The sequence below is a fragment of the Acidobacteriota bacterium genome (assembly GCA_016703965.1).
GTDB lineage: Bacteria > Acidobacteriota > Blastocatellia > Pyrinomonadales > Pyrinomonadaceae > OLB17.
Window position 1 is genome coordinate 1,285,894 of record JADJBB010000021.1, and the last position, 22,534, is coordinate 1,308,427.

General features: G+C 54.6%; 14 protein-coding genes and 1 tRNA gene. 5 read left to right on the forward strand and 10 right to left on the reverse strand.

Annotated elements, in window-relative coordinates:
• Nucleotides 1–80: 80 nt before the first annotated feature.
• The 6 genes from IPG22_12985 to IPG22_13010 all read right to left on the reverse strand — a co-directional run bounded on the left by IPG22_12985 (nucleotide 81) and on the right by IPG22_13010 (nucleotide 6,974).
• Entirely contained in the window at nucleotides 81–827 is a 747-nt protein-coding gene (locus IPG22_12985; GenBank protein ID MBK6589201.1) for a hypothetical protein, read from the reverse strand.
• 172 nt (nucleotides 828–999) lie between these two features.
• Complete coding sequence (locus IPG22_12990) at nucleotides 1,000–1,734, reverse strand: hypothetical protein (GenBank protein ID MBK6589202.1); 735 nt, start codon at nucleotides 1,732–1,734, stop codon at nucleotides 1,000–1,002.
• 14 nt (nucleotides 1,735–1,748) lie between these two features.
• Nucleotides 1,749–3,653, reverse strand: a complete 1,905-nt coding sequence (locus IPG22_12995) for a hypothetical protein (protein ID MBK6589203.1) — start codon at nucleotides 3,651–3,653, stop codon at nucleotides 1,749–1,751.
• A 209-nt stretch (nucleotides 3,654–3,862) separates the two neighbouring features.
• Complete coding sequence (locus IPG22_13000; GenBank protein ID MBK6589204.1) at nucleotides 3,863–5,716, reverse strand: hypothetical protein; 1,854 nt, start codon at nucleotides 5,714–5,716, stop codon at nucleotides 3,863–3,865.
• A gap of 78 nt (nucleotides 5,717–5,794) precedes the next feature.
• Nucleotides 5,795–6,235 (reverse strand): ImmA/IrrE family metallo-endopeptidase, encoded by a 441-nt coding sequence (locus IPG22_13005; protein MBK6589205.1) that lies wholly within the window; start codon nucleotides 6,233–6,235, stop codon nucleotides 5,795–5,797.
• A 202-nt stretch (nucleotides 6,236–6,437) separates the two neighbouring features.
• Entirely contained in the window at nucleotides 6,438–6,974 is a 537-nt protein-coding gene (locus IPG22_13010) for a helix-turn-helix domain-containing protein (GenBank protein MBK6589206.1), read from the reverse strand.
• Between the two features lie 257 nt (nucleotides 6,975–7,231).
• Here IPG22_13010 and IPG22_13015 point away from each other — a divergent pair.
• The 3 genes from IPG22_13015 (at nucleotide 7,232) to IPG22_13025 (ending at nucleotide 12,746) form a co-directional block, all read left to right on the forward strand.
• Nucleotides 7,232–7,307, forward strand: a tRNA-Thr gene (locus tag IPG22_13015).
• Nucleotides 7,308–7,795: 488 nt separating this feature from the next.
• Nucleotides 7,796–12,493, forward strand: coding sequence for an Ig-like domain repeat protein (locus IPG22_13020; GenBank protein ID MBK6589207.1), 4,698 nt, complete (start codon nucleotides 7,796–7,798; stop codon nucleotides 12,491–12,493).
• Complete coding sequence (locus tag IPG22_13025; GenBank protein ID MBK6589208.1) at nucleotides 12,441–12,746, forward strand: carboxypeptidase regulatory-like domain-containing protein; 306 nt, start codon at nucleotides 12,441–12,443, stop codon at nucleotides 12,744–12,746. The genes IPG22_13020 and IPG22_13025 overlap by 53 nt, the downstream gene beginning before the upstream one ends.
• A 168-nt stretch (nucleotides 12,747–12,914) precedes the next feature.
• Here the strand turns inward: IPG22_13025 and IPG22_13030 are convergent, their stop codons facing one another.
• Both IPG22_13030 and IPG22_13035 read right to left on the reverse strand, forming a co-directional pair.
• Nucleotides 12,915–13,151 carry a hypothetical protein gene (locus tag IPG22_13030; GenBank protein MBK6589209.1) on the reverse strand — a complete coding sequence of 79 codons (237 nt, stop codon included), beginning with the start codon at nucleotides 13,149–13,151 and terminating at the stop codon, nucleotides 12,915–12,917.
• A 461-nt stretch (nucleotides 13,152–13,612) separates the two neighbouring features.
• The gene (locus tag IPG22_13035; GenBank protein ID MBK6589210.1) at nucleotides 13,613–14,323 is read right to left on the reverse strand and encodes a hypothetical protein; all 711 of its coding nucleotides are present in this window, start codon (nucleotides 14,321–14,323) and stop codon (nucleotides 13,613–13,615) included.
• Between the two features lie 513 nt (nucleotides 14,324–14,836).
• Here IPG22_13035 and IPG22_13040 point away from each other — a divergent pair.
• Nucleotides 14,837–15,259: an RNA-binding protein gene (locus IPG22_13040; GenBank protein MBK6589211.1), complete on the forward strand. Its 423-nt coding sequence runs from the start codon at nucleotides 14,837–14,839 to the stop codon at nucleotides 15,257–15,259.
• Nucleotides 15,260–15,332: 73 nt separating this feature from the next.
• Here IPG22_13040 and dacB read toward each other — a convergent pair whose 3' ends face one another.
• Nucleotides 15,333–17,027: a D-alanyl-D-alanine carboxypeptidase/D-alanyl-D-alanine-endopeptidase gene (gene dacB / locus IPG22_13045; GenBank protein MBK6589212.1), complete on the reverse strand. Its 1,695-nt coding sequence runs from the start codon at nucleotides 17,025–17,027 to the stop codon at nucleotides 15,333–15,335.
• A gap of 94 nt (nucleotides 17,028–17,121) precedes the next feature.
• Between dacB and IPG22_13050 the strand changes: the two genes are divergently transcribed.
• Nucleotides 17,122–19,401: a hypothetical protein gene (locus tag IPG22_13050; protein ID MBK6589213.1), complete on the forward strand. Its 2,280-nt coding sequence runs from the start codon at nucleotides 17,122–17,124 to the stop codon at nucleotides 19,399–19,401.
• Nucleotides 19,402–21,381: 1,980 nt separating this feature from the next.
• Here the strand turns inward: IPG22_13050 and IPG22_13055 are convergent.
• Nucleotides 21,382–22,242, reverse strand: a complete 861-nt coding sequence (locus tag IPG22_13055; protein MBK6589214.1) for a hypothetical protein — start codon at nucleotides 22,240–22,242, stop codon at nucleotides 21,382–21,384.
• Between the last annotated feature and the right edge of the window lie 292 nt (nucleotides 22,243–22,534).

The following is a 22,534-nucleotide window of genomic DNA, read 5'->3' on the forward strand; positions in this document are numbered from 1 at the left end:
AACGTCGTCAGACAACGGAAAAAGCCGCCCGGAAACTGTTTTTCCAGGCGGCTTTTCATTAATAGTCTCCTCGCGGTCTACTAGCTCAGGATCCAGGCAGCGAAGTGGCTCCATGTTTCGGTTCGGCAGATCGCGACGCGGAGCGGCCCGGAGAGGATCATGAGTGAGACGCCGCCGGCGAAGGCCTTGTTCAGCTTGCCGGTTCTGTAGGTGTCGCCCGCCAGTAGGATCAAGCCGATCACAGTTGGCACTCCGAAGAGCCAGATCGCACCGAGATCAGGAATGAACGGGAGCGGCAAGCGAGCCGTCGATGGCGGCAGGAAGTTGAGCATCGTGACAAGCATCAGGCGTTTGTGGTTCGCCGCGTTCTTTCGATAGTAGATCGCCGCCGCAAAGAGGATCGCGAATGCGACCATATCGCCGATCGGCACGATAAAAAACTCAAGATTAGTAAAGCCCGGGAAACCGGATCCTCGTGCAGCCGACGCGTACCCTGTCCAAACTCCGACCACGATCATTACCGCAGCGAGTGCCACGCCGAACATTCCGAGCGTCATGTGGAGCTTGATCTGCTTTGCCGAGATGAGATACGCCTGTACCGCAAAAAGCACGATCCATAGCGACATCGTCACCGCATGGGCGATGACCAGGGCCGTCATCGGCGGCGGTTTGAGGGGCGTGTCAAAAATGTGATTGGGCAGAAACCCGATCAGGGTCATCAGCGGAAAAAATGCCGCGACGCCGAGGAAAAAGCGATGTTCAAATGAACGCTGCGATTGGCGTGCCGCCAGATCGATACCTGCTATATCCGCAAAATTTGTAGCCATATTTTTAGTCCGGTCCTTCAATAGATATCGCCGCCGAAGAATTGGCTCCAACGGCTGCTGTTCGATAATGCGGAAAGCGGCGAGAAAAAGTATCAGGTATTATTCGGGTCAAATTTCGACGCAAAAAAAACGGGCCTACAAGCCCGTTTTTTTAACCTTCTGTTTTGCAGTCTCACGCTGCCCAGCTTGTAAGCCAGCCGGCGAATGCCATCCAAGTTTCAGTTCCTGAGACCGCCAGCCTGAGCGGATATGAAGCGATCAGGATCAGCGATCCGATAAAGAAGACACGGTTTAGCTTACGATTTCGCCACGCGTCATAAGCGACGAGCCCGATCGCAAGAAGTACCGGCACGCCGAAAAAAACGATAGGGCCCAAAGCTCGAACAGGCTCGATCGGAATACGGGCGATAGCTGGCGGGAGAAAGTTGAGAACGGTCAGAAGCATCAGTCGTTTGTGGTCGGCGAGCCGCTTGCGATAATAGATCGCGGCTCCAAAAAGCCCGATAAATACCAAAATGTCAGTCAGCGGAACAATAAGAAATGCAAGGGGCGGAATTCCCGGTGGTGTCGATGCCGAACCGTACTTCGCAGCTGCTACAGCGGTGAAGAAACCTATGAAAACCAGCAACATCGCGAGAGCTATCCCGAGCATGCCCAGATTCATGTGAACCTTTGCCTGTTTTGTGCGGATCAGGAAAACTTGAGCGATGAACAGAATGACCCAAGTGGTCATTACCGTTCCGTGTGCATGGATCAGCATCGAACCGGCCGGAAGGCTGCCGGAAAGGAGTTTGAAATAATAGGTCGGTCCAAATCCAACGAAAATGACAATCGCAAAAAAGGCTGAGGCTAGAAGAAATAGACGGCGGTCGGAACGCCGCCAGTCGAATTTTTGATCGATGTCCATATTTGTTTGGTTGGCTACATTCCCGGCGGCCGGGCGTTCATCGGAGCTCTCTGGTATCCCTGCAGAACATAAAGCCTCATCAGCGTGCGGGCATCAGTTCGCTGAAATCGGTCGGTTAGCGTGTTCATGCGATCGAGATCGGCTTGTGCGAGAAGCTGTATCTGCGGGATGTATCGAAACGCCAGCATAGTCGAACCGCCGCCGTTGATACGCATGACCATCTCGCCCTTTTTGAAAGTCCGGTCGCGCTTATTGTACCGGCTGAGCACGGCAGATGCCTGAACCATCTCATTGAACTGATCCATCATTGGCTCAATCATTCGAAATGCCACGTCAGGTTCGACCGCGGCATATCCGCGAACGAGTTCCATATAATCGGCGAGTTCATCCTCGTCCTCTGGGAACTGATTGGTGAGAGCTTTGGCCTCGGTCATCAGTCCTCCTGCGGTTTCGAGGTCTTTCGGCGTATTCTTTCGCTGGTATTGAAGAGCCAAAGACACGAGCCGCTGGATCTGGGTTCGCTTGTTTGTCAGCGTCGCAACCGAAGCCTTAGCTTCATCGAGGCGGCCCTCGACTGTCATGCGGTTGATGCGGTTCGCGTCAAATCTGTCCTGGGCCATCGCCCGGATCTTTTCGTCGGGTATCGACTCAATTATCTTTTTCGCTCGTGCTTCGTCCGCGATCTGACCGATCTTGTTCGCGGCGGATTGGAGAGCGGCGGTTTTGTCGCGGACGTTCGTTATCTTATTCGCGGCGGCGATGATCTTCTCCGGCGTGTCGTTCGGATCCCAGCTACGGGCAGACTGGGCCGGCTTTGGTGCGGAGGCCGATACTGTCACGTTTGCTGGTTTGGCCGTTTTCTGCTTGAGAAGAGCCGCTTTATCGGGGACGAGCTTCTCAAGCGAAGGCATTGCTCGCCCGATCGCTGCGGTTGCAAATGTAGGTATCGAGGGCTTCAGCAATGCACTGGCGATCGCATACGCGACCTCTTTAGCCTGCGCGTCACTGAATGAGAAGATCTTGAATTTGCTCCCCGGATTTGCCGGCTGCTGCGGCCGGGCCATGAATTGCAGATATGCGAGAGCTCCGTTGAGGTCGTCGGAGTTTTTGAGCAGATCGGCACTCGTTAGTTTGCCGACGACGTCGCCTGCGAGGTCCATTGCTCGCTTTTCGTCCTTTTGCAAAATGATCTGCAGCAGCGGTTGGACGGAGAACGAGATGCCTTTCGCGAGGGAATCCTTGATCGCTTTCGCCGCTTTTTCAGGGTCGGTGGCGGCGGCTCTAATGGTAAGTGACTGTTCGAGGCCGATCTCCTGCGTCGCACGCATTCGGTCGCCGTCGAACGTTGTCGGTGTTCCCGCCCCCGAACCGGTTCCGATTCCGGAAGTTCCGGCCGCCGCTCCAGCCACCGCAGATTGCTGTGCAATCCTCGCCATCGCGTCCGCGATCGCCGGCGGCCGCGTTTGGGCCATGAGTTCCAGCCCCAATTCAGGGTCACGGCCGCCAACAAGATTCAGAAAATCGAACCTAGGATCACTGACGTCGAACATCTCCGGCATTCCCTGGCCGACGTTTTCCAGCTTTTCCCGTTCGGCCTCGGCCTGGTAATTCAAAAGTTCGCCCGAGCCCGAGCGGAATAATTCGCGGGCACGCTTCGAATCGTATCGCCAGTAGATATCACCCGCCAAAGCATAAACGACCGCTCTGTTTCCCGGCAGCTTAAGTGCTCCGATATCCGCGATAGTCCGGTCGAGCATCGTGACGATCTGCTCCTGTATCTCCTTGTCTTTCTTAGCCTTTTCGGCCTTGGCCTCCGCCGAGAGCGGAGCCGGAGTTGGAGCAGTAACTGCCTGGCCAAATCCAACCGAACTCAGCAACGTCATCGTCAAAGAAAAAGCAGCGATCTTACGAAGATACATACAGCAAAAAGCCTCCTGCGACCGAGTCTCGGCGGGAATTATACCACAAAAACGCCGACTGGAGCGGCGGACTGGAGCGGCAAGCATCCCTGCTTGCCAGCGGTCGAAAGACCGCTTACGCGCCCGAGTCGAAGTCAACCCAAAAAACCCTCATCATCCTAGCACCGCGAAAGACGCGGCGTGGCAAGCAGGAGTGCTTGCGGCTCCAGTCAATTAAAAACAATATTTAGCGGCTGACCAGGAGCTTTCTCGATCGGCTTCTTATCGTCTCTCAGAAACCCCTGCAACACGTAAAGTTTCACGATCGCCTTCGCGTCGCTGCGGGCAAATCGGTTTGAAGCGACGTTCATCCGGTCGAGGTCGGCTTTGCCGAGCATCTGCATATGCGGGATATATTGGAACAACGGGGTGTCCGTGCGACGCCCGTTTACGCTCAGAACGAGTTCACCTTTTGCAAAGTTAGTGCTTTTCGGGTTGAATCGTGCGAGCGTTGCCGAAGCCTGAACGTGTTCGTTGAGCCGGTCGATGATCGGCTCGAACATTCGAAACGCACTATCCGGTTCGATCACGGCATAGCCTTTCACTACCTCCATGACGTCGTTCATATCTTCGATAGTCTCCGCATATTCGGGCGCGAGGGCTCGTGCGTCTTTCATCAGGGCTTTCGCGTTTTCGATATCCTTTTCGCCGCCTTTCCGGTGAAAGTCCATTGCGAGAGCGACAAGCCTTTCGATCTGAGTCTTTTTATTTGAGAGATTACCGATCAGCTTTCGCGCGTCGTCAAGCTTTCCGGCTGCCGCAGTACGTGCGATCCTGGTTGACTCAAACTGTTCCAGCAGATTCGCCTTGGTTTTCTCATCCGGGATCTGATCGATCAGCTTTTTCGCCCGCGTCTCATCTTCGATCTCGCCGATTTTGCCGGATAAGGATTGATATGCCATCGACTTTTCGAAATCGCTTGAGAGCTTTGGTAGCTGAGCAAGGATATCTTCCGGTGACGCGCTCGGGTCGAAAAGCTTTTGCAGTTCCATACTCTGTTTAAATTCTTGCGGCATGTTCGCTTCGTTTTCGGTCTTTCGCTGTTTGAGCAGAGCGATCTTACCGTGAACGAATTTCTCGAGCATAGATAAGGCACTCGTTAGAAGGCTGTTCATAATAAGCGTCTTGGGACCGTTCAAAAAAGCGTCCGCGAGCTTGTTAGCGAGGTCCTTGATCTGAGCATCCGTGAAGGCGAATTGTTTTTCCTTGGCATTCGCAGCCGGTGGCGGTTTGCTGGCGAACTGCAGAAAGCTCATCGCCACCTGAAGGTCCTCGAAACCTTTTGTCATGTCCGCGTCGACGAGTTTTTTAATGACCTCGCCGGCCAGTTCAGTAGCTTTTTTCTCGTCCTTCTTATTCAGCTTTTGGAGCAATGGCAGCACGGACGCGGAAATTCCTTTCGACAGGCTATCCTTGATCAATTTGATCGCCTTGTCAGGATTTTCATCGGCCGCAAGCAGTGCAAACTGCTGCTCGAGTGCAAGCTCTTGCCCGACTCTGACGCGGTCCAAATTTAGTAGGTCATTGGTCGGTTTATTCGGCATTGCAGCCCGCGCCATCGCTTCTGCGAGCTTTGCGGGACGCGTTTGCACGAGAAGTTCGAGAGCGAGTTCGGCATCGTGGGCTGCGACGAGTGGTAAGATCTCTGCCCGGATATCGCTGCGAACCTCAAAGAGGTCGGTCAGCATATTTTGAGCCGTAACTTCGCGTCGTTCTTTTTCTGCCTCTTGATTGTAAGACACCAGCTCGCCGGCGGAACTTCGGAAAAGCTCTCTCGCACGCTTCTCGTCGAATTTCCAATACATATCGCCAGCCATTGCGTAAACGACAGCCCGATTCTGCGGAAGCCGTAGGCTCACCGCCTCGCCGATCGCCTGGTCGAGCAATTGAACGACGCGCTCGTCCTGTTCTTTATTCTTCTTGGCTTTGTCCGCGTCGCTATCGGTTGGCTGTGTCTGGGCGAGGGCGAACGAGCAGAGAAGCATGAGGAGCGAAACGAATTTGAAGGTCTGTCGAAGTCCCATGGGATGGTCTCCTGAATTCTGTGATCGAAAATGTGACGAGCGTATCATATCACATATTTCTGCGGGTTCCGGCTAATCTTAAAACCCGTGATCGGCGAGGATCTTGAGACGCTCGGCGACCATTTCGGGCGGGAAGCCTTCGAGGTCGATCAGGTCGCAAGCCGTGCGCGTCACAATCCATTCGCGAGGAATGAGTGCACACAGGGCGAAAACATCGGCCTCGATCTCCTGCCGGGTCCGGCGGCCGACACCGTGGAAATTTGCCGTGGTACCCGATGCCGGCATGTGAAAAAGAAAATGGCCGAGCTCGTGATAGAGCACGGCGAGTTTTTTGACCGGCGGCAGTTTGCTGTCAACCGCGATGAAGTCACGATCCATCACACGGTAATAAAACCCGCCGACCGCAAGCGGCATTTCCTGCACGACCACAGAAAACCGTCGGCACAGCCTATAAAGATCGGCCTCGGACAACGGCCGCTCGTTCCAGCCAAAACTTAGTTTAGTTATTTTTTCGATCAAGAATTGCACGGGAGTATCTCAACTTTGATCAAGTGTTGCATAAATAATACAAAAACTCAAGCAGAAAATGCAAGAATTGAGAATTCTCGTTTAGCCTTTGCGTCTTTTCTTTGCGGCTTTGCGGGGAATGTACCGTTGCAGTCGTGGTTTCCCGCCAAGACGCAAAGGCGCAAAGTGTGCCGCAAAGTAAGAGATAACGCCTCTATTTGCTGGCTAGCGACCGGTCGAGCACACGCTTTGCATCCCGGATCGCGGCGATTCTGTCATGGACCGAGAACGTCTCCCACCCGCGAAAGAACACGACACCGTAATCCTGCGGACATTCGCGGCCCTCGTAGCGGAACCATTCGTTCATTACACTCTGCGGATCGCCAAACTGCTCAAGCGCCGCCTCGACATCAAATTCCTCGCGGACATCGACCGAACCGAGATTTACAACACCATCGGACCGGAGAGCGGCCAATTTTTCATCTATGAACTCACCGATACGGTCCTCGATAAATCGTCCAAGCCCGATCTTCGGCGTTTGTCCCGCATACATGTCGCCCGTGCCGATCAGTAGCCAATTGAGCGATACATTCGTTTCGTTCGCGATCTTAATCAGCACTTCCGGAGCCGGCATCCGGCCTTGGTAATAATTGCGCACGGTGGCGTGCGGAATTCCTAATCTTCTAGCTACATCAGCCATTGAAGCATGATCAAAAGCTCGATTCAGCCGCAAAATAAATTCGTTGTTCATATTTCGGATCCTGCAACGTATGTTTACGATATCACGCCAAATGTTACTACTAAATTCCCGCAGATAAAACCTCTGCCGACCTTTCACATCGATCAAGCGGCGTATGCGGCAGCGCACTACGAACCAACTACCGCGATATCGGAAAACTTGACAGATGCTAGACGGGAACGTATATTCAAAATTTCGGCTTTTACCGAAAACAGGCGTCAATTAAGCCTTTTCGCCACACCGGATCCGTCCGGCCTCAAACAATTCATGCCGCCCTAGCTCAGTTGGTAGAGCATTCGATTCGTAATCGAAAGGTCGTCGGTTCGACTCCGATGGGCGGCTCCATTAAAATCAATAACTTAGCCTGTCAACAACTGACAGGCTTTTGTGTTTTAACAATTAGTTTAACCACTGCTCATACTTATCCCGAACCCGCCGCAAATGCCGACAGATCATCCCTCGAACCTCTGCCGCTTGTATCCAACTCATCTTCCCCGCATACGCCCTCAAAATGATCTCTTCTCACTTTATTGCTCGCTCCCACAAATCTACGGCGTATTTTCTCATAGCAGTTTCCATATCTCCTGCTACGATCTTTTCCCCCTCGCCCTAAACGCGGACATCTCATCTGCTACCACAACCGGACATATGATGTGCTAGTTACAGAACATTGTTCCCGCATTGACAAATTCCGCGAACAGGCGTAAGCTTCTCGGCACACAGATTTACATTTATTATCGGGAATTTGTTCGGGCTAATGGCAATACGCCTACCCAAAAAGGGGCGCGGACAAACCTTTTCGAATTTGGAGTTTTTAGGAGAACTTGATCGTTATGAGAAGTGGCGTGCGACTATTTGGTTTAGGTATCTATCGGTTGGCAATTCTGGTTGCCGTTTCGGTTTCATTGCTTGGCGGGTTTGGGGTTGTCTCTCGGCCAATAATGGCAGAAGGAGTTGTGTACGTATCAGCACTTGATCCGGTTCCAGCTCCGGCCATTCAGAGAAATAAGACGGTTGACCTAAGTAACCGTTCGCAGATCTCGGCCCTTTCGGTTCCCGAAATGTTGAGCACCGAAGTTAGTCGATCAAACTCCTTTGCTTCAGTCGCTTTCTTCGCTCCCTGCACAAACGGATCGGCGTTCGCAACAGTCGCCCTCAATACAACCGGAGTCGTACAGTCGATAACTACTTGTGTGTTTGCCGGGGAATATAACACGATAACTGGAGCGACGGCCGGGCAAAATCTAACCTTTACGGGTAGCGGAGGCGCGGGTAACTATCTCACAGTTCATAGCGGTACGCCTGGCGGTCCGGTTCTAGCCGATGGCCCTTCGCCTCTATCATTTACGAATACGTTTACTGGAACGCTCTACCTGCATGTAAACACTAATGCCTCCTGCGGCACCGACGGCAGTTGTCACACGACGACTGTTCAATGCACGAGTTGCTCAGTAGCAGCTCCGGCGAACGATCTTTGTGCCAATGCAATACCGATCATGGCACCATCAGTGACGGCAGGCACAACAGTCGGCTCGACTATTGACACAGTTCCCACGTGTACGACTACCTTTGGCACGGCCGGGGGCGTTTGGTACACCTATACGGGCGATGGCGGTACGGCCACGTTAAGTACGTGTGGAGCCAGCTTTGACACCAAGATCGGAGTTTACACGGGCACTTGCGGTTCCCTTGTTTGTGCTGTTGGGAATGACGATTTTTGCGGACTGCAATCGTCGGTGAGTTTCCCGACAACTTTGGGCACGACCTATCGTGTGTTGGTCACCGGGTTTAGCACGAACACCGGAACCTTTAATCTGACAGCAAGCACCACGGGGCCGCCACCGCCGCCGGTACCGGCTCTCGTCGTTGCCGGGACAAATGGTGACGATACTCTGGTAGTAACCGCGACCGGTCCCGATGCGGGCAGCTATGTGCTCAACGGCGGTGCTCCGGTTCCATTTTCTATGAATACCAGCTTTACCTTTAACGGAACGGGCGGTAACGATACGTTCACGATCAATAATCCGGTGGGCGGGCTGTTTGCGCCAGTTAACGGCATTGATTTCAACGGCGGCGGCCAGCCAGGGGACAATATGAACCTGCTCGGCGGCGGCGGGCCTGGCTTTAATGAGACCTATTTCGTCGGCACGACGATGCCGCCGATCGGGGTTGGTCCGGGCAATAACGGCGACGGATTAGTTAGATTCACTGGGCCGAATCCAGTGGATATCCGGTTCACAGGCCTCGCACCGATCGTCGATACGGTCGCCTCGGCGAACTTCACCGTAAATTCGACCGACGCTGCTAATACGATCTCTGTTACGAATGGTGGTGTCGCACCTCGCCTGCGAGTGGCGGTCGATTCGTTCGAACCGATCGATTTTGATAATAAGACAAATGTCATCGTAAATGGCGGTGACGGTGTTGCCGGCGGCGATGCTGCGGACAACGTAACCGTAAACTACTCTAACGTTCCCGCAGCTCTGACCACGTTCAATATCAACGGTAACGAAGGCAACGATATCATTACCGTTCTCGCTCGATCAGGATCGTACGCATTAAGCCTGAACGGCAACGAGAACGACGACACCATCAACGCAGGTGCAACGGTCGCCGGCCCCGGAACGCTCGCCCTGAATGGCAACGACGGCAACGATTCGCTCATCGGCGGCGGGGACGACGATACCTTTGACGGCGGTGCCGGAGACGATACGTTCATCGGCAATGGCGGCACTGACAACGTCGGTGGTGGTGGGGGAGTCTCGCTCAACGACCAGATAGTAGTACCTGGTACCGCGGCAGCTGATACGATCTCAATCTCACTAGACGGTTCTGGATTTCTAGTCGCCACGATCAATGGTGTAACGACCACCTATCGTAATTTCCTCGCTGGCCCGATCGCCACCTCCGGCATCGAGGCGGTCTCCGTCACGGCTGACGCAAGCAGTGATACTATCAACGCGGCACCTCTGCCCACGATCCCGATCAACGTCGACGGCGGCAGTCCAGTTGCTCCGATCCTGCCGGGCGATGGATTGATCGTAAACTTTACCGGAACGACCGGACTCGTTTTCACTCCGGCAGGCACCGGAGCAGGTGGCTTCACGTTTACGAATCGGGCACCGGTCTCCTACGTGAGTATTGAATCACCTCCGGTCTTTGCTACCAGTACTTCTTTAACCTCCTCAGCGAACCCTTCAAAGTTCGGCCAATCGGTCACGTTTACGGCCACAGTGGTGACAACTCCGGTAGTCGGCGTGCCGACGGGAACGGTTCAATTCTTCGATAACGGATCGATGATAGGAAGTGCTCCGGTTCTGGGTGGAACGGCGGTGATCTCTCTCAACACGCTCGCCCTCGGCAACCATCCGATCACGGCGAACTACGTCAGCAATCACGCTGGCTTCGCGAATTCCGGAGCTACGCTTACCGGCAATCCGCAGGTCGTTAACCAGGCCAGCACCGCGACGACGGTGCAGACGTTGATCAATGCACCGAATTATGGTTCGACATTGACGGCGACGGCGACGATAACGGCGGTGGCCCCGGGAGCGGGAACGCCGCAGGGGACGGTTAACTTCAATGACGGAGGCAATCCTATTGCGGGCTGTCAGAATGTGGCAGTGACGGCACTGGGCTCGGCGGTCTGTACGACGAACCAGCTTCCGGCCGGAGTTGGTAAGGTCATTCAGGCCGTGTTCTCGCCGAGCAATGGTAACTACATCGGAAGCAACGGCTCGACGACCCAGACGATCGGCAAGGCACCGCTGAATGTCGCGGCTTCGTCAGCAACGGTCACATACGGCGATGCGGCACCGGCGATCACGGCAGCGATCACGGGCTTCGTGCTTGGTGAAACGACGGCCAACCTGACAACCCAGCCGACGTGCTCGACGACCTATGTCCAGGGCTCGCCGGTCTCAGGCTCGCAGTATCCGGCAACGTGTACGGGAGCAGTGTCGAACAACTACAGCTTCAACTACATCGGCGGCAACGTGACGGTCAACAAGAAAGGCCTGACGGTAACGGCGGATAACAAGACAAGAGCCTACGGAGCCGCTAACCCCACGCTGACGGCAACCTTCACGGGCTTTGTCCTCGGTCAGAACCTTGGAACAAGCGATGTGACCGGAAGCCCGCTGCTGTCAACGACGGCGACGCCATCGAGCCCGGTCGCGGGCAGCCCGTATGCCATCACGGCAGCCCTGGGCACGCTTCAATCAGGGAACTACGCCTTCACAACATTCACGAACGGCACACTGACGATCACCCAATCCCAACTGACGGTGACGGCGAATGACCAGACGAGAGTGTTTGGAGCCGCTAACCCGGCCCTGACATTCCAGATCACCGGCTTCCAGAACGGAGAGACGCTGGCGACAAGCGGTGTGACGGGAACCCCGACGATCACAACGACGGCAACCAGCACATCGGCTCCGGGAGCATACCCGATCACAGCGGCACAGGGAACCTTAGCAGCCCCGAACTACGGCTTCACCTTCGTACCGGCAACCCTGACGGTGACGCAGGCGGCAACGACGACCACGATCACGAACGCCTCGGCCCTCGGAAACTCGACAGTGGTCGGACAGAACTACCCGGTCAACTGGACAACGAGTCCGGTCGCCCCGGGAGCGGGAACCCCGACGGGTAATGTGACAGTGAGCGACGGTACGGGCAACACCTGTACGGCAGCGGTCGCGGCCGGCACATGCAGCCTGGCCTCGACACTCGGTCCGAAGACCATCACGGCGACCTACGCCGGCGATGCGAACTTTGGAGCGAGCACGTCACAGGCAGTCCAGCACAATGTGGTGATCGGCCTGACGGGCAACGTCAAGCAGTTCATCGCCTTCGGCACGAACGTGAACCTCGCGGGCGTAACAATGACACTGCTGAACACCGCAACGCAGCAGGCCACAACGACCACCACTGACGCAAACGGCAACTACTCATTCGGAGTAACGCAGACAGGCGGCAGCTATACCATCACCCCAAGCGGCCTCGGCAAGGCGTTTGAGGCGACAAGCAGAACGTACACCAACGTGGCCGGCAATATCACGGGCGGGGACTTCATCGCCTACGATGTACCGGGCCCGAACGCGATACCGAGAACGGCGAGGGTGGTGAGCCAGATAGCAACGCAGGGACAGCCTGTGACCGTTCCGGTGCTGATGACAACGACGGGTGTCGAGACGAAGGTGGCCTTTACGGTGGAATATCCGGTAACGGCACTGGGCATCCCGACGGTGACATGCGGCACGGGAGCAGTGAACTGCACCCTGGCCGTCAACAACTCGCTGCAAGGCAAGGTCGGCATCACGATCACTCCGACGGCGGCACTGCCAGCCGGAACAGAGAGAACTCGTGAAGATCACCTTCCCGACCTTCCAAAGCCCGGCGACGAGTGCCCAGATCAGATTCGGCGACTTCCCAACTCAAAGGGACGTGAGAAACGCGGAGAACAACCCGCTGCCGATGCTGTACTGGACGGACGGGCTGGTCTCATTCACCGGCGGCACACTGCTTGACGGAGCCACGATCTCCGGCAGAGTAACAACCGCAGCCGGACAGGGCCTGAGAAACGCGACGGTCACGATCATCGACACGGCAGGCACCCGGCGAACAACGGTAACCAGCTCATTCGGAGCCTACCAGTTCGAAGGCCTCGAAACAGGCCGCGACTATCTGCTGACAGTCACCAGCAAACGATACAGATTCGCAACGCGAACGGTCAACCTCACGGAAAACCTCAGCGACGTGAACCTGGTCGGCCTGGAATAGGCGATCATTACGATAACAATCCGAAAAGGCGGCCAATTAAAGCCGCCTTTTTTTCTGCCAATTTTGCTAAGAATTGAACTATTCTACCGATAGTACTTTCTCGTTGCGTCCGGGCCTGACGAATCGACTTTAATCAGAATTCCAAACGATACCGATAGCCGTGATCTACTATTCTCCGTCCATCTCGCGGATCCATTTCAGGAACGAGTCTTCGTAAATAAGGTAATGATCACGGCTGGTTTGGCGTGGTGCGTGTTCCAGGGTGCCGTCTTCGCACATGGCGACGAGTTTGCGGCGTGAGAGCGGCGGAATAATTATGCGGTTGATGCGAATGAGGCGTGCAACCTCAGACAGGCGGAGCTTGGGCCGCGCGGTAAAGTCCAACGTATGTTTCGTGGTATTCATATCTCTTGTGTGTATTATGTGTTGAAAATTTGACCGTTTTTAGCGGATATGGGGTCGTGAGTACGGGACTTGCGCAAGACCGGAAAGACATATTGTTGTGTGTATAATATATCAATTTGTGCATAAGAGGCTTCCCGTTTAAGTTGTTTAGTTACTAGTATCGACGATGGCCGGTCAAAGATCTGCCGTGTGACGGTACTTTGTCCAAGAATCGTGCGACAGTTACAAAATATCATACAAATGTTTCTTTAAGCAAGCTGAAAATACAACGATCGACCAAAGCTCACTGCCGCCAAGATCACCGCGTGCGGCGAGCTGTTCATAATATTCAATGGTTTGGTTGCAGCGGCGCCGTTGAGCCTTATATTGATCGTCGATTGAGCGACACCGGAATCGCCCAGATCGTCAGCAGAATGTTGGAAGATCTATTTCTGTTCATTTTAGATAAAGCCCAAAGCTCGCTATTGCGGTTGGAACGGACCGCAGTTGTTGCGGCGGGCGGTGCCGAGCAGGATCCATTGGCGTAATACCACCACGTCCGCAGAATTGATCTGTCCGTCGCCGCAGTCGCCGTTTATGTCCGCTTTTTGAAAATACCATCCATTGGGCGGAGCGTCGATCCCGAGCGCAAAGCGTCGCATAATGACGAGGTCATTTACCCGGAGAGCCGCATCGGGAACGCCGCCGCCGATGTCGCCTTCGACACCGATAAAAAAGAAGCCCGGCGGCGGAGGGGTTTCGTCATTGTAGATCACGGCAGTGCCAGTGTCATTGCCAATGCTGCAGCCGTCGGCACCCGTGATGTGGAAGAAAAAGGTTTCATCACCTTCCGCGTAAAGTTCGCCAGTCACACTAACTGGAATATTGAAAAAATTCTGGTTAGCCGAAAAGAACGCTGAACTGCTGAGGGTGGTGTAGTCCTCTGGAGCGAAGGCCGTTCCGTCGCGTGTTTCGAAAAAGACGGTACACTGGCCCGAGAGATCACCTGTCCGGTCGAGCCTGAAGATGAAATTGGTGGTGCCGATGTTGCCCTCAGCTCCCTCAGGACTAGGCCCGACAGAAACTGTCGAAGCGAGGTTGGCCGCCTTGGCTGTACGACCTACTGGAATCATTGCAAGGGAAAAAGAGAGAATGCCGAGAGTGAAAACGAAAATGGCAGATTTGCATCGCATCATTGGCCTCCTGTCGGAACGGCTGAAAACGAGAGAACTGCTGGAACAACGAGTACGTCTGAGAGTTTATTGGAATTTGAGGCTGAGGTCAATGGGTTTTTGATGGTCGAGATGTCGGTTATAGGCACAAGACCGCGCGTAAGCAAGGGCGAAAACCGCTGCGGTTAGCGTTTCACCCTTGCGTATGCGCAGACCTGTGCCTCGGAGGTGTGAGCGAAACATTCGAACGCCCTGCACGCGGCCCAGGGACGCAGCGAAAAAACTCTTGAATAAATTTTTGAAAACGGGCATAATTCCGACTAGTTTTTTAGCTCTCGTTGATATCTCGGTGATATTTCCCGTCCGGTTACTTAATGCGGCGCTTTTCGGTTCGGTCCTGAGAGTAGGTTTTTGGGTTTTAGAAGCAGTAATATTTTTTGGTGTGGGACGCGTCGCTATATTACGGAAAATTCACAGTTGGATCCTCCGGTTTGCCTGCCTTTTTGCTTCTACATATTTTCGGGAACAGGAGAAATGGGAACTAAATTATACGTCGGTAACTTGTCTTTTCGCGTGACGAGCGAAGATCTGCATGAACATTTTGCAACCGCCGGTTCGGTCGATTCGGCAAATGTGGTGATGGACCGCGAAACGGGGCGTTCGCGAGGATTTGGGTTTGTTGAGATGTCTTCGGACGATGACGCGACGGCGGCCATCGCACAATTTAACGGCAGCGATTACGACGGCCGCAACCTGGTCGTCAACGAAGCCCGGCCACGCGAAGAGCGCAGCGGCGGCGGCGGATATCGCGGAAGCGGCGGTGGCGGCGGTTATGGCGGCGGCGGAGGCTATGGCGGTGGTGGCCGTGATCGCGGCGGATATGGCGGCGGTGGTGGCCGTGACCGAGGCGACCGCGGCGGAAACCAAGGCGGTTATGGCGGCGACAGCCGGTGGTAGAACTAGTTTAGTGAGTTGCGGAGTTTGGAGAGTTGACTGAGTTAAGAACAAAGCCATTCTTCTAACTCTGCAACTAGTCAACTTTTCCATTAAAATTCGCTAACGCCGTGACGATATCGTCGGCGAGCGAGGTGCGGGTTCGGGTTGGCCCGCCTACATTATTTACAATGATCGAGACGACCAGCTGTTCTCCCGCAGCGGTTGTCATATAGCCCGATAGAGCCGAGACCTGATCGATCGTCCCGGTCTTCCCGCGAAAGTTAGCCTCTGCCGCCGTTCCCTTCAAACGGTTAGCCAAGGTGCCATCAACCCCCGCAATAGTAAGGCTCTCACGCCAAGCTTGTGCATTTTGCGTAAAAGCCATGTACCTGTACAAAGTCACAACTGCGGCAGGCGTTATCAGGTCATGTCTTGAAAGCCCCGATCCATCGGATTGAATGATGCCGTCCTCAGCCATGCCGTCGATCTTTTTGAGAAATGCTTTGACCTGGTTGAGGCCTAAAACGGAACTGTCCTCCGTAACTGGGAAAGCATTGGTTCCGTCTGAAACGGTTGGAATCTGACCCCGATCTTTGCGGAATCCCTCGACGCCAAGCGTCCAGAGGATGGTTTCGGTAAACATATTCTGGCTCGGCTTCATTGTCTTGGCGGCGATCTGGGCGAATGGCGGCGATTCGAGTTTGGCAACCTCGATATTCTGGGTCGGTTTAGCGTTCGGCGGCAGAAGCCGCGAATCTCCGGTCACGACGATCCCGGTTGCTTCCAGACGGCGTTTAAGCAAAGCGACAAACAATTCCGCAGGCCGCGTGACCGCTATGGAATTGACATAAGCCGGTTTGCCGGCGGGCATGGAACCTGAAACTTCGACGATGTTTCGATCTAGTTTTTTGACAACCGAAAGAGTGCGCGTGGAACTCGGACCGCCAGTGGTACAGGTGTTCACGACCTGAAAGATCTTGTTTGCCGGCGATATTGTGACATTGCACGGGCTGCCGGTCGTTCCAGGAGAAACATTTATGTCGACGGCGTTGTCGTTGATCGGTAGAGCCGAAACCTCAGCTCCGTAATACGCCTGCAGATCATCCCATTCCCAACCGCCGGGAATATAAAAACCTTTGAAATAGCTCTCGTCGCCGACGATGCTGCCCTCGATCTTTTTGATCCCTGCGGCGGCGATACGGTCAACGAGCCGGTCGATTCCTTTGTAATATGTGTCCGGATCGGACGGCGATGTACCAAAAAACGCGGTCGAGATCGAGATGTCGCCACGGCCGAAGATCCGGAGATCGCCCTTGATCGTGCCGCTTGAGTCCGGCAGGGAATTGGCGTAAACGCTGGTCACGAATTTGAAATCAGGCCCAAGTTTTTCCATCGCCGCGGCCACGGTAAAATTCTTCATATTCGACGCCGGCATGAAGTATTTTTCGGAATCCTGTTCGAAGACGACCTTACCGCTACTGAGCGAAACTACTTTCACTCCAACACGACCACGGCGAACTGCCGGATCGAACAACCGCTGGCGAATCGTTGATTGGAGTTCCTCGATGGTTTGCATCGGCTTTGCCGCGGGGGCGGGAATTGCCGTCGGGCTCGCCGTCGGAGTTGTCGGTCGCGTGGCCAGTGGGGTCGGCGTGGTTCGCGGACGTGTTGCCGGCGTCGGGCTCGGTGTGGGGAGCGAATCAGCCGAGACCGCGTTGTTACCGGACAGAGCGATGAACGAAGTTCCGAATATCGCCGCCGACAGGACCATCTGATTTAACAGTTTCATGACTCCCGATTTTACAGGAAATTGTCGAAAGCCGAAAGAGAGGACCAAGCGTGCCTGCTTCGAAAATAAACGCCGGTAGTGATACGATAAAAACTTGAACTACAAAGGAAAGTACAAGGTAATGGGTGGTATTAGTTTCATCAAATCAGTGGTGGTCGTTTTGTTTGCGGCCGCCGCATCGGCGTTTTATTTGATCGACGCGGGTACGCATGTGGCCGGGCGAAGCGTGGATGACACGATCGCGGCTCCGACCCGCGTGACGGCTTCGGACGGCGATTATGCGAACAAGATCGGGGTCAATTGGGATACGATACGCGGAGCAACTCTCTATCGGATCTTTCGGAACACGACGAATAATTCCGCCACCGCAACCGATGTCGGCACGACCGCTGCGAATTACTTCTTCGATACGACGACCCAGGCTTCGCAAGCATATTTCTATTGGGTCAGGGCCGAGAACGGAGCAATGCTGAGCAGTCTCAGTTCGCCCGATCAAGGTCTCCAAGCCGTTGGATTTGTCGATAACAACGCCTTATTTACCCCGCTCAATCCACCAGCCGCACCGACTGGCAACGATGTGACGGCCGCCAAAGCCTATCTCGGCAAGACCTTGTTTTGGGATGAACAGCTTTCGTCGACGAGAACGGTTTCCTGCGGAACATGCCATCGTCCGGCGGCCGGAGGTTCTGACCCACGAACGGGAGCAAATTTTTCGGGTTCGAGAAATCCGGGATTCGATCAGATGTTCGGCACAGCCGATGACGTTTTCGGCTCGCCCGGCGTTCCTCAAAATCAAGCGAACGGAACCTTTGTTTGGGATCAGACCTATGGTTTCAAGGATCAGGTCACAGGGCGGAAATCCCCGACCTATCTGAATGCCGGATATGCACGAAACGGCCTGTTTTGGGATGGGCGGGCGACTGATGCGTTCCGCGATCAGTTGACGAACAACATTCTGCTGCCATCGCGTGCTGCCCTCGAAAGCCAGTCCGCCGGACCGCCGGCTTCGTCCGCTGAGATGGCTCATAACGGCAGGAATTGGAATGACATCGCCGCCCGCGTTCAGACATCGAGGCCGCTCGTTCTGGCGACAGACATTCCGTCGGGACTCGCAACATGGATCGGCGGCAGATCGTATCCCGAGCTGTTTCAGGAGGCATTCGGCACGCCTGACGTAACACCGGCGCGGATCTCGATGGCGATCGCCACGCATGAGCGGACACTGTTCTCGGACCGAACGCCGTTTGACAAGTACAACTCCCAGATCGAGGGTGCTCTGACCCAGGCAGAGGAGAACGGCTTCTTAACATTCCTGCAGGTAAATTGTAACGTCTGTCACGGCGGGCCTTTGCTGACAAATCAGCAGTTTCACAACATCGGCGTCCGGCCACCGGGCGAAGACCGCGGCCGCGGGGCGATCTCAGCTAATACCGATGACGACGGGCGATTTAAAACGCCGAATCTGCGCAACGTCGAGCTTCATGCTCCGTTCATGCACAACGGGAAATTCGCGAGTTTGGAAGAAGTGGTGGATTTTTACGATCGCGGCGGAGACTTTCAGGACGCTCCGAATTTTGAGAACGGCATCATTCGCCAGCTTGGGCTGAGCCCGCAGGAAAAGGCCGATCTGGCGACGTTCATGAAACGTCCGCTCACGGATCTGAGGGTGAAAAATGAACTCCCGCCATTCGACCGGCCAAAGTTGTTTACGGAATCTAACCGCGTTCCGCAAATAACGGGAAGCGGACGTGCAGGTTCGGGAGCGATCACGCCGCAGATAACCGCGATCTCGCCGCCATTGGTCGGAAATCCAAGTTTCACGGTTTCCGTCTCGCGCGCGTTGGGGAATTCACAGGCAGTATTGGTGATCAGCGAAACAGATCCCGGAGTCGGAACTTCGATCCCGGCGACCGGTTCGTTGGTCCGAACTGCCGTTAACACGCAAAATACCGGAGCAGGAAACGGTTGGGCCTCGGTCAGCGTGGCGATACCGAATGATCAGTCTGTTTCGGGTAAAACCTATTTTGGCCGCTGGTACATTACCGATGCTGGAGCGGCGAATGGGTTCTCGGTTTCGCAGCTTGTGCAGTTTACGGTGTTTGGCGATGCGGTTGTTGTGCCAACGGCTAGTATTTCAGGCCGCGTGACAACACCGACCGGCCTCGGGCTGCGAAATGCGGTAGTTGTGCTGACCGATCTACTTGGCGTCAAGCGAAACGCAACTACAAGCTCGTTCGGCGTTTACCAGTTCAGCAATATTCCGCTCGGCAACAGCTATACCATAGGAATCGCGTCAAAACGATACCGGTTCGCACCCAGGATCTTTGACATTACAGGAAATCTGGCGAATTTCGATTTTGTCGGATTGGAATAGAATGGTGGGCGAGCATCCTGCGCGCCCAACGTAAAAATTTATAGTCCGCAACGGTAAGATAAGATCCGCAGATGATGTCTAGTGTGATGGCCGCTGTTATGCTTTTTGTGAGCGACGTGAGGCGAAAGCGTGATGGGCGGTATCGTAGTTTCACCAGAGGGCCGAAAAAGTACTCTACCAATCCGGCATTTTCCTCTACTAGAGTCGGGTTTTGGCTCAAATCCCCAGATCAAAGAACTCTACCAAAGCACCCGTATTTTCTTGTCGGGATTTGTACGGGCATGCTCGCCACCCGGTCATTTGCATTTTGAGTAGCCGCAGTCACGGCAGAAATCGCAGCCCGAGGCGTGCTCAAGCTGGCCGCGGCATTCGGGGCAGGTGCCGATCATGCTGGACATCTGGCCCGTCGGTTTCGAGGTCTCGACCGCTTTGCCCTTACTGATCGCACGCTCGGATTCGGGCATTCCTTGAAGGCGGCGTTCGATGAGCGAGAGGCATTCGGCAACGGCTTGTTCCGGTGAAGTGAGCAGCCGTTCATTGAACCAAACTGCATGGGTCGAGGTCACTTTGTTCAGGCTGTGAGCCACTTCTCGGGCGTTAAATCCGCCGCGGAGCATCTTCGACGCCAGCAATCCAACGCCAGGACTGATCGGCCCGGCAACGAAAACCTCGCGGATCGCCGTGCCGTCATGGTTCACCGTGACATATAGATTTTGGTGCTCGAACGGGATCTGCCAGGTTGAGCCCTGCAGCTCGCGGGGGCGTTCGATCCGACCGTCGGAACGCAGGCTGCCAGCCTGCGTGTTTTGATGCGTTGAAATGTCAGCGATCTCTTGCGAAGCCTCTTGATTTTCGACCGGCAGGCTAGCAGCCTGCGTTCCGGTCTTCATTGCGTTCAGCACTTGCCCTTCGCGGCTGCCGTCGCGATAGTAGCTGACCGCTTTACACCCGAGAGTTCGGGCGAGTTTATACAATTCGTCGACGGATTCGAGCGAGTCGTCTTTTGCTCCGTTACATGTCTTTGAGATCGCGTTGTCAACGTGCTTTTGAGCGGCCGCGAGGACCCTGACGTGGTCGAGCGATTTGATCGCCATTGCGGAGATAAAATGAGACGGCAACTCGCTTTCGTGCTCGACAACGTATTCAGCCGCTGCTTTTATCGACTCTTCGTCGGTTTGATCCACCGTGATCCCGAGGGCTTCCGCGGCCGGGGAATGAACGTATGTCCGTGTTCCAAGCGTGTCCTGACGGACGTAAGCCCACGAGAAATTCGGTTCGATGCCAGACGAAGTTTCGGCCACGAGCGAGATCGTTCCGGTCGGAGCGATGGTCGTGACCTCGTAGTTTCGCGGGGTTAACGGAATGTCACGCGGAATGCCGAGCTCGTCATAGATAAACTTTGAATACGCTGTTTTATTCGCTTCGAACTCGGGGAAAACTCCTTTTTCTTTGCCAAGATTGAGCGAAGCCAGCCAGGCCTCGCGGCGGACGAAGCCCATGACCTTTTCCATCAGTTCGATCGAGTCATCGCTGCCGTACGTCACTCCCATTTTGAGGCAAAGGTCGGCAAAGCCCATTATTCCAAGGCCAACAGGACGAGTGCGGGCGACGACATCTCGGATCTCTGGCAAAGGGAAATACCCGGCATCCACAACGTTGTCGAGAAATTGTGTCGAAAGCTGCGTGACATTTGAAAGGCGTTCCCAATCGACCACGCCTTCGCCGCTAGCTGATTTTTTGAAAAACTTTGCGACGTCGATCGAACCTAAATTGCACGAGTTGTTGAAATGAAGCTGCTGTTCGCCGCACGGATTGCACGCATAGATCGGGCCCATCGATTTCATGAGGTGATTGTGGCGGTTGACCTCGTCGATAAAGATGATGCCTGGCTCGGCGTATTTGTGGGCCGAGGCGATGATTCGGTTCCAGATATCCGGTGCGAAAACCATCCCGGGCAGCGGCGGCGGTTCGATTATGCAGTCACTGAGATCGGCGGTTTCGAACGCCAGCTTGTCCGCAAATGTAGCGGTCGAGCCGTCGGCGCGGCGGTAAACGACGTATTCCTGGCCAGTCGCCGCATCGTAGATCGGCTGCTGCCAGGGTTCGCCCTTGAACTCTGTCTGGAACCACGTTCCTCGGTCGACGGCGTCCATGAACATGTCGGTAACGGTGACCGAGATGTTGAAATTTGTCAGGCTGGTCTGGTCGTTCTTGGCGTGGATAAATCTGGAGAATATCGGGATGCGTAACGCTCAGAATGCCCATATTTGCACCGCGGCGAACGCCGCCCTGCTTCACAACCTCGGTCGTCTGATTGACGATGTTCATGAAGCTGACCGGCCCCGAAGCCACGCCGCGGGTCGAGTTGACCATCGAGCCGGCAGGGCGTAGGAATTCGTAGGTCATTCCGGTGCCGCCGCCGGTCTGGTGTATGATCGCAACATTCTGAGCGTGCTCCATAATTCCCTCGATCGAGTCGGGCACATTGAGCACGAAACACGCGGCAAGCTGGCCTTTAGGCTTTCCGGCGTTAACCAGGCACGGCGTGTTTGGGATGAATTCGCGGGCGAGCATGACGTTGGTCATCTCGTTGTAAAAGAGTTTTTGTTTGAAGGGCTCGGTTTCGGCTTTCGAGACATGGCCGACCACGCGGCGGACGATGTCGTTCCAGGTTTCGAGAGGTTCGCCGTGTTCATCTTTGAGAGCGTAGCGTTTGCTGACGACCTTTTGGGCATTGAGGCCGAGCGGAACAAATTCGCGGGCAGTAGCCGTTCCGGCGCCGGTGCCGACGCCGTTCTTATCGAGAAATGTGCTGATAGCCGACTCAAAAACTGTGCTCATATGTGCCCGTTGCTCCTTCATTTTACCGTGAAGACAAAGATGTCCGATTCACGCTATTTTAACATTTTCATGCTGCGTTCGAAAGAAAATCCGGCTTGAATTGTGTGTTTTGAGGCTTGAGAATAATCACCGAGAAATATCCGCAAGTGAGAGCAGTTTAAGTAAGAAAATAGTGCAATGTCAATACTTTTTTACTCAACATCTTGTGTTTCAATTGGACAAAGGCAACAACTTGTTGATTTTTCTTTAGTTTGCGGTGTTTGACTTATTGGTGCAGACTTTTCGAAACTAT